The sequence below is a fragment of the Rhodospirillaceae bacterium genome (assembly GCA_028819475.1).
Classification (GTDB): domain Bacteria; phylum Pseudomonadota; class Alphaproteobacteria; order Bin65; family Bin65; genus Bin65.
The window spans coordinates 49,340-64,661 of record JAPPLJ010000067.1 but is presented as its reverse complement, the minus strand read 5'-3'; the positions used below and the strand labels follow the sequence as shown (position 1 = coordinate 64,661).

General features: G+C 68.6%; 15 protein-coding genes. 6 read left to right on the top strand and 9 right to left on the bottom strand.

Features of this window, described 5'->3' with window-relative positions; translation table 11 throughout:
* Positions 1-37 precede the first annotated feature (37 nt).
* Positions 38-571, top strand: coding sequence for a GNAT family protein (locus tag OXM58_20335; protein ID MDE0150712.1), 534 nt, complete (start codon positions 38-40; stop codon positions 569-571).
* Complete coding sequence (locus OXM58_20330) at positions 568-1,461, top strand: 50S ribosomal protein L11 methyltransferase (protein MDE0150711.1); 894 nt, start codon at positions 568-570, stop codon at positions 1,459-1,461. Before OXM58_20335 ends, OXM58_20330 begins: the two co-directional genes overlap by 4 nt.
* Here the strand turns inward: OXM58_20330 and OXM58_20325 are convergent.
* The gene (locus tag OXM58_20325; GenBank protein MDE0150710.1) at positions 1,421-1,660 is read right to left on the bottom strand and encodes a hypothetical protein; all 240 of its coding nucleotides are present in this window, start codon (positions 1,658-1,660) and stop codon (positions 1,421-1,423) included. The two genes, OXM58_20330 and OXM58_20325, sit on opposite strands and share 41 nt — an antisense overlap.
* Positions 1,661-1,836: 176 nt before the next feature.
* Here OXM58_20325 and OXM58_20320 point away from each other — a divergent pair, with 176 nt between their 5' ends.
* Entirely contained in the window at positions 1,837-3,633 is a 1,797-nt protein-coding gene (locus OXM58_20320) for an aminopeptidase P family protein (protein MDE0150709.1), read from the top strand.
* A 399-nt stretch (positions 3,634-4,032) separates the two neighbouring features.
* Here the strand turns inward: OXM58_20320 and OXM58_20315 are convergent, their stop codons facing one another.
* From OXM58_20315 to OXM58_20290, 6 genes are all read right to left on the bottom strand, one after another.
* Positions 4,033-4,902 carry an alpha/beta hydrolase gene (locus OXM58_20315; protein MDE0150708.1) on the bottom strand — a complete coding sequence of 290 codons (870 nt, stop codon included), beginning with the start codon at positions 4,900-4,902 and terminating at the stop codon, positions 4,033-4,035.
* 25 nt (positions 4,903-4,927) lie between these two features.
* A complete protein-coding gene (locus OXM58_20310) occupies positions 4,928-6,130 on the bottom strand; it encodes an acetyl-CoA acetyltransferase (GenBank protein ID MDE0150707.1) in 1,203 nt (400 codons plus the stop codon).
* Positions 6,131-6,207: 77 nt separating this feature from the next.
* The gene (locus OXM58_20305; protein MDE0150706.1) at positions 6,208-6,534 is read right to left on the bottom strand and encodes a GIY-YIG nuclease family protein; all 327 of its coding nucleotides are present in this window, start codon (positions 6,532-6,534) and stop codon (positions 6,208-6,210) included.
* A gap of 202 nt (positions 6,535-6,736) precedes the next feature.
* Complete coding sequence (locus tag OXM58_20300; GenBank protein ID MDE0150705.1) at positions 6,737-7,459, bottom strand: haloacid dehalogenase type II; 723 nt, start codon at positions 7,457-7,459, stop codon at positions 6,737-6,739.
* A complete protein-coding gene (locus tag OXM58_20295) occupies positions 7,456-8,952 on the bottom strand; it encodes an OB-fold domain-containing protein (GenBank protein ID MDE0150704.1) in 1,497 nt (498 codons plus the stop codon). Before OXM58_20295 ends, OXM58_20300 begins: the two co-directional genes overlap by 4 nt.
* A 254-nt stretch (positions 8,953-9,206) precedes the next feature.
* The gene (locus OXM58_20290) at positions 9,207-10,001 is read right to left on the bottom strand and encodes an enoyl-CoA hydratase (protein MDE0150703.1); all 795 of its coding nucleotides are present in this window, start codon (positions 9,999-10,001) and stop codon (positions 9,207-9,209) included.
* Positions 10,002-10,315: 314 nt separating this feature from the next.
* Between OXM58_20290 and OXM58_20285 the strand changes: the two genes are divergently transcribed.
* Together OXM58_20285 and OXM58_20280 are read left to right on the top strand one after the other, a co-directional pair.
* Complete coding sequence (locus OXM58_20285) at positions 10,316-11,344, top strand: IS110 family transposase (protein ID MDE0150702.1); 1,029 nt, start codon at positions 10,316-10,318, stop codon at positions 11,342-11,344.
* A gap of 472 nt (positions 11,345-11,816) precedes the next feature.
* On the top strand, positions 11,817-12,095 hold the full coding sequence (locus OXM58_20280; GenBank protein MDE0150701.1) for a GYD domain-containing protein: 279 nt from the start codon (positions 11,817-11,819) through the stop codon (positions 12,093-12,095).
* A gap of 95 nt (positions 12,096-12,190) precedes the next feature.
* Here OXM58_20280 and OXM58_20275 read toward each other — a convergent pair whose 3' ends face one another.
* Positions 12,191-13,330 carry an alkylhydroperoxidase-related (seleno)protein gene (locus OXM58_20275; protein ID MDE0150700.1) on the bottom strand — a complete coding sequence of 380 codons (1,140 nt, stop codon included), beginning with the start codon at positions 13,328-13,330 and terminating at the stop codon, positions 12,191-12,193.
* 235 nt (positions 13,331-13,565) lie between these two features.
* Between OXM58_20275 and OXM58_20270 the strand changes: the two genes are divergently transcribed.
* On the top strand, positions 13,566-13,730 hold the full coding sequence (locus OXM58_20270; protein ID MDE0150699.1) for a hypothetical protein: 165 nt from the start codon (positions 13,566-13,568) through the stop codon (positions 13,728-13,730).
* On the opposite strand, the gene trmFO is transcribed toward OXM58_20270, so the two are convergent.
* Entirely contained in the window at positions 13,714-15,105 is a 1,392-nt protein-coding gene (gene trmFO, locus OXM58_20265) for a methylenetetrahydrofolate--tRNA-(uracil(54)-C(5))-methyltransferase (FADH(2)-oxidizing) TrmFO (protein ID MDE0150698.1), read from the bottom strand. The genes OXM58_20270 and trmFO overlap by 17 nt on opposite strands.
* Positions 15,106-15,322: the final 217 nt, after the last annotated feature.

The following is a 15,322-nucleotide window of genomic DNA, read 5'->3' as shown; positions in this document are numbered from 1 at the left end:
CGCTTGACCCCCGGGAAGGCTGTGCCAGTCTTTCCGGATGTCCACGCCGCACCGCCTCGAAACCGCCCGCCTGACCGCCCGGCCGATATCGCTGGACGATGTCGCGCAGCTGCAGGCGCTGCACCGGGCCGAGGCGGTGGCCGAGCATATCGGCGGCTCGTGGACGCTCGACCGCAGCGAGCAGTTCGTGCGCGGCGCGGTCGAGCACTGGCAGCGCATGGGCTACGGCCAGTGGATGTTCAGCGAGAAGGCGGGCGGCCGGACCGTCGGGCGCAGCGGCCTGCGCCACTACTATCTCGACAACCGCGACGAGATCGAACTGCTCTACGCCTTCGAGCCGGCGGTCTGGGGCCGGGGCTACGGTACCGAGGCGGCGGTCGCGGTGGTCGATTTCGCCTTCGGGACGCTCGGCGTCGACAGCATCGTCTCCTTCACCCTGCCGGACAATCCGGGCTCCTTGCGCGTGATGGAAAAGGCCGGCCTGACCTTCGAGAAGGAGATGATCCGCCTCGAACCGCCGGCTTTCCTGGTCTACCGGCTGACCCGCGGGGACTGGGAAGCCGCCCGTTGACCGGCCCGGTTTCCGCGGAGCGGCCCGACCTGTGGCAACTGCGGTTCTCCGGAAGCCGGCAACTGGTCGATGCTTCGGAACCCCTGTTCCAATCGGCGCTTTCGGTCGCCCGGGTGCGGGCAGGCGGACCTGGCAAGGAATGGACGCTCGAAGCCCTGTTCGACAGCGAACCCGCCGCGGTGCCGTTCGAGGCCGGGCTGGCGCTTGCCGCCGAAGCCCTTGGCGTACTGGCGCCCGCTGTCGAGATCGCCCGCCTCGAACCGCGCGACTGGCTGGCCGAGAACCGGGCGGGCCTGACGGAGATCGCAGTCGGGCGCTTCCGCATCGTCCCGGAGCACCGGCGCAGCGAAGCGCCGCGGTCGCATTTGCTGGATCTCTATGTCGACGCCGGGCCGGCCTTCGGCTCGGGCCGGCACGAGACGACGCAGGGCTGCCTGCTGCTGCTGGAGGAGATCGCGCGGACGCGGCGACCGCGGCGTATCCTCGACCTCGGTGCGGGGTCCGGCATTCTCGCCCTGGCGGCGGCGCAGCTTTGGAAATGTCCGGTCGTTGCGACAGATGTCGACCCGGTCGCCGTGCGGACGGTCCGGGCCAACGCCGTGCGCAATGGCCACCTGCCCCGGATCGACGCGCGCTGCGGCCGCGGCCTCGACCCGGTGCGCCGCGAGCAACCGTTCGACCTGGTCATCGCGAACATCCTGGCGGGCCCGCTGGCCGACATTGCGCCGGAATTGCGCGGCGCCGTCGCGCGGCGCGGGCAACTGATCCTGTCCGGAATCCTGTCGAACCAGGAAAACCGCGTGCTCTGCCGCTACCGGGCCGCCGGTTTCCGGCTCGAGCGTCGGCTCGTCAGGGGGTCGTGGTCCAGCTACCGGCTGAGGCTTCGCTGAACCATTGCCGGCGCGGCACCCGTACCTCCCGGGCGTAAACTATGCCGCGCGGCGTCTGGCGGGAGAAGAGCCGCCGCAGAGCGTTCCATGCGCCGAGGGCATACGAGCGCAGGAACCGGGCGCGCAGGGCGGCGGCGTCGCGGCGCACCGCCAGTTCGTCGAAACCCGTGACGCTCCGGGTCGATTTCGATAGAAACATTGTCGGAAACATTGTCCGGGGACCTTCGTTGGGTGGAACCTGTTGTCCTGCCCGTCAAATGAGGCGCGCCGGAACCGGCACAATCGACCGAAACCCTCGTCTGCCATGCGCATGTTGCATATCTCCACCCCTTCAAAAGGCCCCGACGCGCCCTACCGCGTCGCCGGTAATCGCGCATGACGTCCCCGGATTCAACTCACCGGACCGCCGGGCGCGTGGCCGCCCTGCGCGCCTTGCTGGCGCAGGACGGCCTCCAGGGGTTCGTGGTCCCGCGCGCCGACGCGCATCAGGGCGAATATGTGCCGCCCCATGCCGAACGCCTGGCATGGCTGACCGGTTTCACCGGCTCGGCGGGTCTGGCGATCGTGCTGGCGCAGAAGGCGGCGATCTTCGTCGACGGGCGCTACACATTGCAGGTCGGAGACCAGATCGATCCGGCGGTGTTCGAGGTCCGCCACATCACCGACGAACCGGCCGCGGCCTGGCTGCGCGAATCGCTGAGCGGCGGCGGGCGGCTCGGCTACGATCCGTGGCTGCACACCGCCGAGGGCGCGGCGCGGCTGCGCGCCGCCTGCGAGGCGGTCGGCGCGGAGCTTGCGCCGGTGACGGAGAACCCGATCGACCGGCTCTGGGAAGACCGGCCGGCCAAGCCGGATGCTCCGTTCGAAATCCATCCGCCGGAACTGGCCGGCGAGACTTCGGCCGACAAGCGCGCGGCGCTGGCGGAAAAGCTCGCCGAACGCGGCGTCGAGGCCGCTATGCTCACCCTGCCGGATTCGATCGCCTGGCTGCTCAATATCCGGGGCCGCGACGTGCCGCGCACGCCGTTTCCGCTCTCCTTCGCCATCCTGCGCAACGACGCCACGGTCGCCCTGTTTGCCCCGGCCGGCAAAATCGATGCGGCGCTGGCGGACCATCTGGGCGGCGATATTGCCCTTGAGCCGCCGGATGCGTTCGAAGCGGCGCTGGGCGGCTTCGCCGGCCGCAAGGTGCTGGCCGATCCGGCGAGCGCGGCCGACCGGATCTTTCAGGTGCTGGACGCGGCAGGCGCCCTTGTCGAGCGCGGCGCCGACCCGTGCCAGTTGCCCAAGGCGTGCAAGAACGCCGTCGAACTGGAGGGCGCGCGCAACGCCCACCGGCGCGACGGCGCGGCGCTGACCCGCTTCCTCGCCTGGCTGGCCCGGGAGGCGCCGGGCGGTGCGGTCGACGAAATCGCTGCCGCCGACCGGCTGGAGGGCTTCCGGCGCGAGTCCAACCTGCTGCGCGACCTGAGTTTCGACACGATCTCCGGCGCCGGCCCGAACGGCGCCATCGTGCACTACCGGGTGACGCCGGAGACCAACCGCCGGCTGGAGCCGGGCGCGCTCTACCTGGTCGATTCCGGCGGCCAGTATGCCGACGGCACGACCGACGTGACCCGGACGGTCGCCATCGGCGCGCCGACTGCCGAAATGCGCCGGCATTTCACCCTGGTGCTCAAAGGCCACATCGCGCTCGCGGCCGCGCGGTTCCCGGAGGGGACGACCGGCAGCCAGATCGACGCCCTGGCCCGCATGGCGCTGTGGGCCGACGGGCTGGACTACGACCACGGCACCGGCCACGGCGTCGGCAGTTACCTCTCGGTCCACGAAGGGCCGCAGCGCATCTCGAAGCTGCCCAACAGCATCGCCCTGAAGCCCGGCATGATCGTCTCCAACGAGCCCGGCTATTACCGGACCGGTGAATACGGCATCCGCATCGAGAACCTGGTCGCGGTGCAGGAGGTCGAGGTCCCCGGCGCCGAGCGGCCGATGCTCGGCTTCGAGACCCTGACCCTGGCGCCGATCGACCGCGCCCTGATCGACCGCGACCTTCTCACGGCGGACGAAACGGGCTGGGTCGACGGCTACCACGCCCGGGTCCGCGAGACGATCGGACCGCTGGTCGATCCGGAAACCGCGGCCTGGCTGGAAGAGGCGACCCGGCCGCTTTAGCGTCCGGCTGTACGGTTAGCACGATCTAGGACTATTTCCCCTTATTCTTGAGCGATCATTCAATTTCTTCATGCCCCGTCAACCGCAGATTTCCGCCGTTTTCAGCTAGGTGTAAAATAAAACAGACCGGTCTTTCCACCATGTTTTTTTGCCGCCGGCCCGCCCGCACTGCCGTTGGTATGTTCATATAATGTTCCATACCACCGAAGTCAACACCTCCCCCCCCCTTGGGGGAGGGGGTCAGGGGGAGGGGTATGCGGCCTCTGTTGCGGTGCGGGGATCGGACATTGGCGCGGCGGCAAGCGACCCCTCCCCTAACCCCTCCCCCAAGGGGAGGGGGATTCGGTCGGCGCCTTTTTCACAGAGGAATCCCTTTCGAGGCGGCCGCACGGCCGGTAGTCAGTCGGCGAAGAAGTCCAGCAGCCGGGCGTTCAGGACATTCGGTGCTTCTTCCGGGATGAAGTGGCCGCAATCCGGGATCGCGCCGCCGGTCACGTTGTCCGCGACCCGGCGCAGCGAGTCTTCCGTCTCCGTCCCGCGCCCGCGGCCGTGCGGATAGCTGACCGCGCCGCCCAGCGCGAGCACCGGCATCGGCAGCTTGAAGCGGGCGATGGCCTCGGCATTGGCCGCCGCATCCTCGGGCAGCGCGCGGTAATAGGCGAAGCCGGCGCGCAGGGCCCCCGGCTGCGTATAGGTGCGCAGATATTCGGCGATGTCGGCCGGGCCGATGGCGTCGGGCCGGTAGGCGAAGGTACGGTAGAACCAGCCGAGATAGTCGGCCTCGCGCCCGGTCACCAGGGCTTCGGGCAGGTCCGGCGTCAGGTGGAACTGGTGGTGCCAGCGCCGCCCGCCCTGGGAGAAATCGCCGCCGCAGCCGGGCACGGTGACGTCGAGGACCGCCAGCTTGCGCACCGCCTCCGGATGGGCGGCGGCGAGCGCATAGGCGACCGGGCCGCCCCAGTCGTGGCCCACCAGCATGAACGCGTCGTGGCCGAGATGCTCGTGCATCAGGCGCCAAATGTCCGCCGCTACAGTCCGCTTGTCGTAGCCGCCGGGCGGGCGCGAACTGTCGCCCAGGCCGCGCATGTCCGGCGCGATCACGGTATAGCGCCCGGCGAGCGCGGGAATGGTGTGGCGCCATTCCCACCAGGTCTGCGGCCAGCCGTGCAGCAGCACGACCGGCGGCCCGCTGCCCGCGGTCACATAGTGGAGCAGCACTTCGCCCAGGTCGGCGAAGCGATGCTCGAACAGGGGATCGTCCGGTGTCACGTTGGCGGCGGTTGTATCAGCGGCTTTAGGCGTCGTAGCGGCCGACGATTGAAACGCTGGACACGTTCTGGTGCGGGAAGCCGCCCAGATTGTGGGTCATGCCGATCTTCGGATCGTCGAGCTGGCGCGCGCCGGCGCGGCCGTGGAACTGGAGATACATCTCGTAGAGCATGCGCAGGCCCGAGGCGCCGATCGGGTGGCCGAAGCATTTCAGCCCGCCGTCGATCTGGCAGGGGATCCTGCCGTCGGCGTCGTAGAAGCCGTCGAGAATGTCCTTCCAGGCCGAGCCTTCCTCGGAGAGATAGAGGTCTTCCATCGTCACCAGCTCGGTGATCGAGAAGCAGTCGTGGACCTCGAACATGCTGACTTCGTCGCGCGGCCTGCGGATGTCCGCTTCCTTGTAGGCCCGTTCGGCGGCGCGCCGCGTGGTCATGAAATAGCTGCCGTCCCAGGAATTGTGGCTCGCTTCCTGGCCGTTCGAGACGGCGAGTTGCAGCGCCTTGACGCTCACCAGGTCGGTCTTGCCCAGGCTCCGGGCGATCTCCGGTGTGGTCACGAGGGCGGCGGCCGAACCGTCGGAGACGCCGCAGCAGTCGAACAGGCCGAGCGGCTCAGCGACCATCGGCGCGTTCAGCACGGTATCGATGTCGATTTCCTTGCGCAGATGGGCCTTGGGGTTCTTGGCGCCGTTGGCGTGGCTCTTGACCGAGACCCGGGCCATCGCCGTCTTGAGTTCGCCGGGGTCGACGCCGTGCTTGGCCGAATAGGCGGTCGCCAGCTGGGCGAAACTGCCCGGCGCCGAGGCGTTCGGCCAGACCATGTCGGCGACCGCGCCGCGGGTGCGCTGGGGCAGGCCGCCATAGCCGGTGTCCTTCAGTTTTTCGACGCCGACCGCCATCGCGATGTCCGCTGCGCCCGACGCCACGGCATAGCAGGCGCCGCGGAAGGATTCGGTGCCCGACGCGCAGTAGTTCTCGACCCGCGTCACCGGGATGTAGGGCAGGCGCAGGCTGACCGCGAGCGGCACGCCGGACTTGCCGACATGCTGTTCCTCGATCGCCGTCGAGAACCAGGCGGCGTCGATCCGGCTGCGCTCGATCCCGGCGTCCTCCAGGCATTCCTCGACCGCCTCGACGATCAGGTCCTCGGCGTTCATGTCCCACCGCTCGCCGAACTTCGAGCAGCCCATGCCCAGAATGGCCACCTTGTCCTTGATGCCGCGTGCCATGTTCTTCGTCCTTGCTGTGCCGCCGGCCAGGCTGACGGCCTTAACCTACGCCGCCATGCGCCGCTGGTGAAGCCAAGTCATACCGTTGCCGCGCTCTCATACCATTCCTCTGAAATATCCGCGTAGTCCGGATTTTCCCGTTCGATCAGCGGCGCTTTCTTCTCCCGCCGCCAGTTCTTCAGTTGCTTTTCGCGGGCGATTGCGTCCTCGATCCGGTCGTAGCGCTCGCACCAGAGCAGCCGATTCACGCGGTACTTCTTCGTAAAGCCTTCGACCGACCCGGACTTGTGCTCGGACAGGCGGCGTTCGAGATCGTTGGTCACGCCGATATACAGCACACCCGACCGGCTCCCGAGCATGTAAACGAAGCCGCCCTTTTCCATCGCGTCTCCCGATCCCGTCATTCCGGCTTGCTACGAAACCGCAAACCTTACCCGTCATTCCGACCGGAGCCGCCCACCGGGCGGCGGAGTGGAGGAATCTCGTCGCAAGACTCCGGTTCCTGTCGTCGGGTTCGAGCCGAGATTCCTCCACTCGCTTCGCTCGGTCGGAATGACGATCGGGGGTTTGCGCTCGGTCGGAATAACGAGGGAGGGAAAACGGAGTTCAAACCTTCACCCCCAGCGCCTCGGCCAGTTCCGGGAAGCTGTCCACGGCGATGTCGCAGGCGGGATTCGGTTCCGGGTCAGGCGGGCCGTCCGGCCCCCATTCGTCGGGCCGGCGCACGAAGGCGGTCTTGAAGCCGACCGCCCGGGCGGCGTCGAGGTCGAAATTGTGGCAGGCGACCATCAGGCATTCGCCCGGCTCGAGCTGGAGGCGCGCGGCGACGGTCAGGTAGGCTTCCGGCAGCAGCTTGTATTTGCCGATGCCCTCGCAGCTGAACACCGCGTCCCAGGACAGGCCGTTGCGCTTCGCCGTGTCCAGGATCAGCCGGTAGGACAGGATGGTGAAGGAGCAGACCAGGTAGCGCGCGCGCAGCTTCGGCTGCACCGCCGGAAAGTCCGGCCAGCATGTGAAATTGTGCGCCGCGTCCCAGGCGATGGCGTGGAAATCCTCCTCTGTGAAGGCGTCCAGCCCGTTTTCCTGCGCGATGGCCTCCAGCGAGAAGCGGTGGGCGTCGTCGAAATTGTAGCCCGGCGGTTCGTGCTCGCCGAGGTTGAGCATGGCCTTGAGGCCGCGGCGGCGCAGTTCGTTGGCCAGCGCCGGCCAGTCCCGCGCGATGCCGTGGCGCATGCCGGCGGCGGCGAGCGCGTCCCGGAAACCGCTGTGCCAGTCGAGGATCGTGCCGCCGGTATCGAAGGTCAGGGCCTTGACGTCGCTCAGGCTCATGTTGCGCCTCCCGTTGCATCTTCCGCCGTGTGGTCCGGCGTCGCTTTCCAGAAATACTTGATGAATCCGCGCTTGTCGTCGACCGCACGGCGGCGAAACACCATGCGCACCGGCATGCCGACCGCGACCTCGCCGGGCGCGACGTCGGTCATGTCGGCCATCAGCCGGCCGCCCTCGTCGAACACCACCATGCCGAAATGGGCCGGCGGGTCGGGCGAATAGGTCAGGTTGTCGGCCGTCCAGCTCTGCACCGTCGCCGGGATTTCGGCGAAGGGGTGCGGGTCCTGGCTGTTGAAGGCGCCGCAGTTCGGGCTGACGCAGGCCCGGGTCCTGGGATATTGCACCGTGCCGCAGATCCGGCATTTCCCGCCGACGAAGCCGAGCACCATGTCGCGGTTGCGGTAGAGCGCGCTGAGCGCCGTCGGCGCGTCGACTTCGGATCGGATGCCCCGGTCCTGCTCCAGCAACTCGTTGAAGCTGAGATAGCGGTTGTAGTTGGTCTCCTCCCGGCGCCGGGCGAGATACCCTTTCACGCCCTGGCGCGGTGGCAGCGAAGCGAGGGCGCCGGTCGTGCGGAACAGCAGCACGTCGCAACCCTGGCCCCAGCCGACGACCATGATCGTCTCGCCGGGCTCCGCTTCCTGCAGGCAGTCGACCAGCATGACCAGCGGATGGGCGGTCCCGGCCTCGCCGAGTTGCGCCTGGAGGGTGTCGCGCACCGCGTCGGGCGCGATGCCGCTCATGGCCGCCACCTTCTGCGGCACGCCGCGGATCAGGGCCGGCATGATGAACCGGTCGATGGCGCCGCCGTCGAGGCCCGTCGCTTCGAGCGCCGCCGCGATGGCGCGCGGGGCGATCTTGAAATAGCCCTCGTCGCGGATCCAGCGCTCTTCCCAGTTGTAGTCGTATTTCGCATCGCCGCCGCGGTAATGGTCGACGAAGTCCGTCGAAAGCTGGTGCCCGCCGAGATAGTCCGCGACGACATCGCCGCTCCCGACGGTAAAGGCCGCCGCGGCATCGCCGAACTGCAATTCCTGCGGGCCCGAGGCCCGGGTCCGGCGCTTGTCGGCGGCGACGAACAGCGAATCGCCGGCCGCTGCATTACGCAGGGCGTTCAGCAGGCCGGAAGTGCCGGCGCGCTGGGAGGCGGCGAAGTCCATCGTTACGACGGTTTCGTCGAAGTTCAGCGCCGTGGCGAGGATTCCGGCGTTCTGCCGGTCGTCGAAGGGCAGGGTGGTCGAGGCGAAGGTCACCGCCGCGATGGCGGGCGCGTCCTCATCGAGCCGCGCCGGGGTCAGGCAGTCGCGCGCGGCCTCGACGGCCATGGTCAGGCTGTCCTCGTCCCAGTTGCAGATCGCGCGCTCGCCCTTGGCCAGTCCCTTGATCGCCGGGTTGAACCAGGCGTTGGCCTCGGCGATCTCCCTGCGGCTCAGCCGCAGCCGCGGGACATAGGCGCCATAGGCCTTCAGGCCGACGGTGTCGCTGCCGGGCATCCTTTCCGTTTCCCTCCGCAATGCGTCAATCGGGCGTCGCGCCCCTTATGGCGCATCTGTCCGCCGCCCGTCACCGGTTTGCGACAATGGGCCGGTCCTTCGAGACGGGCGTTTCGAGACGGCGCTGGCGCGCCTCCTCAACGCCCTCCTCAGGATGAAGCTGAAAATGTTGAACCAATATTCTCTTCATCCTGAGGAGGGGCTGAGGAGCGATCCGTCAGGATCGCGTCTCGAAGCCCCGTCTCGAAGGACGCTCACGACCCGCCCGCCTTGCGGAAGTCCGGCTTCTGCTTGTTCAGGAATGCCTCGAAGCCGATCCGGGTCTCCTCGTCTCTGAACGAATCGGCGATGAAGCCGCCTTCCATGTCGAGCTGTTCGCCGAAGCTGTTGCCCGGCGCGGCGTCGATCAGCCGCTTGATCCGGCCGATGGCGTTCTGCGGCCCATCGGCGAGGCGGCCGGCCAGCGCCATCGCCTCGTCCAGCGCTCCGCCCGGTTCGGTAAGCCGGTTGATCACCCCGTGCCGGTGCAGGGTCTCCGCATCGACCGGATCGCCGAACAGGCACAGCTCGGTCACAAGGTGGCGCGGCAGCAGGCGCATCAGCGAAGCGGTCGCGCCGCCGTCGGGGCTGAGCCCGATCTTGACGTAGGCGACGACATAGCGGGCGTCGCGCGAGGACACGATCAGGTCGCAGGCCAGCGCGAGCGAGACGCCGGCTCCGGCGGCAACCCGCTCGACCGCGGCGATCACCGGCTTGGGACACGCGCGAATTGCCTTGATCCAGCCGTGGAGCAGGCCGACCGAGCCCAGGCTGACCGAACGCGGCTGCTTCCGCCGCTCCGGGAAGTTGCCGACATTGCCGCCGGAGCAGAAGACGCCGTTCGCCCCGGTCAGCACGAGGGCGCGCACCGCCGGATCGCTGCCGGCGTCGACGATGGCCGCGGTCGCCTTCTCGTAAATCTCCCGGGCGATGGCGTTGCGGGTCTCGGGATTGTCGAGGGTCAGGAGCAGGATCTCGCCCCGGCGCTCGATGTGGATGTCAGCAGGCATGGCGGTGTGGCGTTCGGCGGAAGGGATGCTGCGGTATGTCAGGAAATGTCATGAAATGTAATGCGACCTCCACGGCACGGCGCGCGCGGGAAATCATGGTCCGGTGCGGATGTGTCGGGAAATGTCATGATCCGTCATGATCCTGTGTCTCCACTCTCCTTGCCGCCCCGGCCTTGAGCCGGGGCCCAGGGGCGACCCAAAAGACGTTGGCTGGCGGCCCCTGGACCCCGATGGGGTGGACGCCTCCTGCCGACGGCATCGCGATGTGCCAGGTTGGCGGTGTTGTTAAACGCCAAGCGAGGAAGGAGGCGTCCATGGGACAGGTTAGCATGATCGGGATCGATCTGGCGAAGAACAGCTTTCAGCTGCACGGGATGCAGGCGGACGGGTCGGTGGCGTTCCGCCGCAAGCTGGGCCGGGCGAAGCTGCTCGGCTTCGTGGCGGCGCAGCCGCGCTGTGTCGTGGCGATGGAGGCGTGCGGCGGGGCGCACCACTGGGGCCGGGAGATCGGCGGTCTCGGTCATACGGTGCGCCTGGTGCCGCCGTCTTATGTCAAGCCCTACGTCAAGCGGCAGAAGAACGACGCGACGGATGCCGCGGCGATCTGCGAGGCGGCGTCGCGGCCGACCATGAACTTTGTGGCGGTCAAGACCAGGGAGCAGCAGGCGCGTATGATGCTGTTCCGGACGCGCGATCTCCTGGTGCGCCAGCGCACCCAGACCATCAATGCCCTGCGCGGCCATCTGGCGGAGTTCGGCATCGTGGCGCCCAAGGGCCGGGTCCATGTCGGCCGGCTGGCCGAAGCGCTGGCCGACCCGGCGGCGGAACTGCCGGATGCGGTGCGCGCGCTGGGCGGGCTGCTGCTCGGGCAGATCGCCGGCTTCGACGACAAGATCGCCGGTCTGGAGAAGGAGGTGCGTAGCGAGGCGTACCGGGACGAAGACGCGGTGCGGCTGATGAGCGTGCCGGGGATCGGCCCGGTCTGCGCGCTGGCGATCCAGGCGTTCGCGCCGCCGCTGGAGGGCTTCGGGCGGGGCCGCGACTTTGCGGCCTGGCTCGGCCTGGTGCCGCGCCAGCACTCGACCGGCGGCAAGCCGCGGCTGGGCCGGATATCGAAGATGGGCCAGCGCGACTTGCGCCGGCTGCTGGTGGTCGGGGCGATGTCGGTGATCCAGAACGCGGTGCGGCGCGGCAAGATTGACGATCCGTGGCTCGCCGGGATGCTGGCGCGCAAGCCGCGAAAGCTGGTTGCGGTCGCGCTCGCCAACCGGATGGCGCGCATCGCCTGGGCCTTGACGATCAAACAGGAGAGCTACCGGGCGCCCGCGCCGGCCGCCGCCTGAGAACGGGCGGCGGCGGTGCGGACAGCCGTCGGGGATGCGGGCAGGTCGGAGGACGGGTAAGGGCAAACGGTCGACGAGACGGGACCGGGAAAACCATTCTCGATCCGGGGTGCCCCAGAGCACGTGACCCCGAATTGGACCCGGTCCGCGTATCTCCATACAGGCCCGCAGCGCAGCAACCGCCGCATCCAGAGGCCGGACACACGACTGCACCTGACCGCATGACCCGGACCGGACCAAAAACTGCTTGCATCCAGGGAGGCGTCCACACACGGATCGCCGCTGCGCGCCGTCCGGGGTAACAAAGGAGGATTGGGAGGTCATGAAATGTCATGATCCGTCATGACCGGCGCGCCGAAAAGGAAGCGGCGTTGCGCGCCATAACGCAAACTTGCCTTCCCGGCCGGTGCGCGCCTAGGTTCGCCCCGGACCGGCCCCCGACGACCGGGGGCCCCGCAACAGGGAGACTGTCATGAAATATGTGCTGCTCGGCAAGCAGAGCGACGAATGGCTGACCAGGCACGAGGAGCGGATCAGGCTGGCGCGCGCCAAGGCCAGCGAGCTCGGGATCGAGTTCGATTCGATCCACTACACCCAGGGCCGGTACGATTTCGTCGACATCGCGAGCGCGCCGTCGCCGGAAGCCATGCTCAATTTTTCCGTGTGGTATGTGAAGCAGGGATTCGGCTCCTTCGAGAGTCTGCCGGCGTTCGACGATGCGGCCATGGCAGCGGCATCAAGGGACCAATAGCGGCCCTCCTTTCGGACACAAATCCCGAATCCGGCAGTTTAGAGGAATTTAGTCAAAATCCTGCGCCGATCAACAGGTGCGGGCGTGTTGCGGCGTCAGAACTTGCCGGCCGTTGACGGGTAGTCGGCGATGCCCAGCGCGTCCCTGAAATCCGCCGACATCGCGGCTTTCTGGTCTTCCAGCGGAATGCCGGTCGCGTCGGCGATCCGCACGACCGCGTTGAAGATGGCGAGCACGCTGGCGGCGTCGACCAGCGCTGCGCCGCCGATCTCCGCGTGCAGCCGGTCGCGCGCCGCGGCAAAGTCCTGCCCGCCGTCGAAGAAGGCGTCGGCGTAGGCGGTCAGCGCCGCCGCCGCGGCAACACCGCTGCCGCTGCCGCCGTCTTTCTCCCGGTCGGGCACGATGGCCGCCAGATCGTAGTCATCGCCGGTATGCTCGCCGCTCCCCCGGAGCAGCACCGCGTGGCTGGTGGTTCAGTAGACGCACTGGTTGATCGCCGAAACCCGGGCGGCGAGGAACTCGATCTGGGCGTGGGTCAGCGCGCGGTATTCGGTACCGAAATCGCGCAGTTGCGCGTCGGGCAGGTAATGCTCGGCGTCCAGATCGAAGAATCCGACGACCTCCGCCGGCACGAGGGAGAGCGCCCGGTGGATGTTCACGGCGGCCAGTCCGTCATACATGCCGGCCTCCGCCCCGGTCAGGTCCTCGGGCGCGACCGTCGGCATCCAGGCCAGCCCGTCTTTCGCCCCGGCGGGCCGCCGCCGGCGCGGTTCGCCGGGCACCGGCGCCGGCAGGGCGTGGCGCGGCAGGCCCATGGCGTCGCAGAAGCTGTCGACGGCGACGACCGTGGCGATGACGGCGACGGTCTCGACATATTCCGCGTCGCTCAGGCCGCCCGCCAGCGCATCCTCGTAGAACCGACGGGTCAGGCGCTCTGGATCGGTGCGGATGCGGTGGATGACTTCGACCAGCACCTCCGGTAACCCGGTCGCCGCGGTGTGCGTCCCGCTGACGGCATAGGGCGAGAGCGCCGCCTTGCGCTCGATGCAGAAGGCGCAGTCGGGCGCCGCGCGGGTCTCCTCGGCGATCGCGATGCGCATCGCGGCCGGCCACCATTCGCCCGGCTCGCCCAGCCGGGCCCAGGCGCGCCGCTGCGAGGCCGCCAGACCGTCGCGCACCGGCAGCGGGCTGTGACGGTAGTCGAAGGTCTCGACCGTTCCGGTTTCGGCGGGCATGGTCCGGCTCCCGTTCGCGGCGTCCACAGGCTTTGCGGCGCGTTACGGCACAGGGATTATAGCTTGGCGGTGGCCTTGGGAAGAGCCTGGCGCTTGCACCCCTTCTCCGCTCCCCTCCGTGCCGTTGCCGGTCCCGATCGAACCGACTATGTTGGACGTATGACGACCTTCGACGCCCTTGCCGTTGCCCGTGACCTTGAAGCGGCAGGAGATAGAACGCCGGCAGGCTGAAGCCATGGCCGATGCATGCCAGCGGGCTGCGGGTGCAGGGGCGCCGGTGACGCGCCCGGAACTGGAAGCCGCGCTCGCCGCGCTTGAAGCGCGCATGACCTGGCGGCTGTTCGGCGGAATGGCTGCCATGATCGGTCTTGGGGTGGCGATAATCAAATTGCTGCCTTGACGCCGGAGTCCGCGTGCGCGGACGATTCGGCGAGCCAGCGGTCGAGGTCTGCGAGCGCCCGCGCTGCCATGGCCTGTTTGCGGGCGCGGCCCTTGAGGCGTTTGCCTTCGGCCGGCACCGGCGGCGGCATCAGGCCGAAATTGACGTTCATGGGCTGGAAACTGTCGGCCGCCGCGCCGCCGGTGATGTGGCGCAGCAGGGCGCCCAGCGCCGTGGTATCCGGCGGCGGCGCAAAGGTCCGTCCCAGCCGCTCGGCCGCCGCCATGCACCCGGCGAGCAGGCCGATCGCCGCGCTCTCGACATAGCCCTCGACGCCGGTGATCTGGCCGGCGAAGCGCAGCCGGGGATCGGCCTTCAGGCGCAGGCCTTCGTCCAGCAGTTTCGGGCTGTTCAGGAAGGTGTTGCGGTGGATGCCGCCGAGCCGGGCGAAGCGCGCCTTCTCCAGCCCCGGAATCGTCCGGAAGATTTCGGTCTGGGCGCCGTGTTTCAGCTTGGTCTGGAAACCGACCATGTTGAACAGGGTGCCGAGCGCATTGTCCTGGCGCAGTTGCACGACGGCGTAGGCGCGCCGCCCGGTGCGCGGGTCGGTCAGGCCGACCGGCTTCATCGGGCCGAAGCGCAGGGTCTCCCGGCCGCGCGCCGCCATGACCTCGATCGGCAGGCAGCCCTCGAAATAGGGCGTGTCCTTCTCCCAGTCCTTGAATTCGGTCTTGTCGCCGGCGAGCAGGGCGTCGATGAAGCCTTCGTACTGCGCCTCGTCCAGCGGGCAGTTGATGTAGGCCTTGGCGTCGCCGCCCGGGCCCGGCTTGTCGTAGCGCGACTGGCGCCAGGCGACGCTCCCGTCGATCGAATCGGCATGGACGATGGGCGCGATGGCGTCGAAGAAGGCGAGCGAGTCCTCGCCGGTCAGGTCGAGGATCGCCTGCGCCAGTGCCGGGGAAGTCAGTGGCCCGGTCGCGACGATGACCGTGTCCCATTCGGCGGGCGGCAGGCCGGCGACTTCGCCGCGCCGGATTGAGACCAGCGGATGCGCCTCCAGCCGCGCCTGCACCGCGGCAGCAAAGCCGTCCCGGTCGACCGCCAGGGCGCCGCCCGCTGGCACCTTGTGTTCGTCGGCCGCCGCAAGGATGAGCGAGCCGCAGCGCCGCATCTCCGCGTGCAGCACGCCGACGGCGTTGGCTTCGGCGTCGTCCGAGCGGAAGGAGTTCGAGCAGACCAGCTCGGCGAGCGTATCCGTCTGGTGCGCGTCCGTGCCACGCTCCGGCCGCATCTCGTGGAGGATCGCCGGAACGCCGGCCATCGCCGCCTGCCACGCCGCTTCGCAGCCCGCCAGGCCGCCGCCGACGATGTGGATGGGGGAGATCGGAGCGTTCATGGCGGGAATATTGTCGAGCAGCGAATGCCGGGGAAGGGGCAGCCAGACCGGCTATGGCAATTTGTGTGTGACAGCCATGGCGAAGGCGCCCTGCCGCACCTCGTCATTCCGACCGAGCGAAGTGAGTGGAGGGATCTCGGCTGGGCCTCAAAAACAGGCACCGGACGCCGGCGACGAGATTCCTCCACTACGCGATCCTTTCGGATCGCTTCGGTTC

Bases quoted from the DNA above. Each gene is read 5' to 3' on its own strand.
- OXM58_20300 (MDE0150705.1), bottom strand. From the start codon at position 7,459: ATGAGCCTGAGCGACGTCAAGGCCCTGACCTTCGATACCGGCGGCACG.
- OXM58_20310 (MDE0150707.1), bottom strand. From the start codon at position 6,130: ATGGCACGCGGCATCAAGGACAAGGTGGCCATTCTGGGCATGGGCTGC.
- OXM58_20320 (MDE0150709.1), top strand. From the start codon at position 1,837: ATGACGTCCCCGGATTCAACTCACCGGACCGCCGGGCGCGTGGCCGCC.
- OXM58_20270 (MDE0150699.1), top strand. From the start codon at position 13,566: ATGGCCGATGCATGCCAGCGGGCTGCGGGTGCAGGGGCGCCGGTGACG.
- OXM58_20280 (MDE0150701.1), top strand. From the start codon at position 11,817: ATGAAATATGTGCTGCTCGGCAAGCAGAGCGACGAATGGCTGACCAGG.
- OXM58_20290 (MDE0150703.1), bottom strand. From the start codon at position 10,001: ATGCCTGCTGACATCCACATCGAGCGCCGGGGCGAGATCCTGCTCCTG.
- OXM58_20335 (MDE0150712.1), top strand. From the start codon at position 38: ATGTCCACGCCGCACCGCCTCGAAACCGCCCGCCTGACCGCCCGGCCG.
- OXM58_20285 (MDE0150702.1), top strand. From the start codon at position 10,316: ATGGGACAGGTTAGCATGATCGGGATCGATCTGGCGAAGAACAGCTTT.
- OXM58_20305 (MDE0150706.1), bottom strand. From the start codon at position 6,534: ATGACGGGATCGGGAGACGCGATGGAAAAGGGCGGCTTCGTTTACATG.
- trmFO (MDE0150698.1), bottom strand. From the start codon at position 15,105: ATGAACGCTCCGATCTCCCCCATCCACATCGTCGGCGGCGGCCTGGCG.
- OXM58_20325 (MDE0150710.1), bottom strand. From the start codon at position 1,660: ATGTTTCTATCGAAATCGACCCGGAGCGTCACGGGTTTCGACGAACTG.
- OXM58_20295 (MDE0150704.1), bottom strand. From the start codon at position 8,952: ATGCCCGGCAGCGACACCGTCGGCCTGAAGGCCTATGGCGCCTATGTC.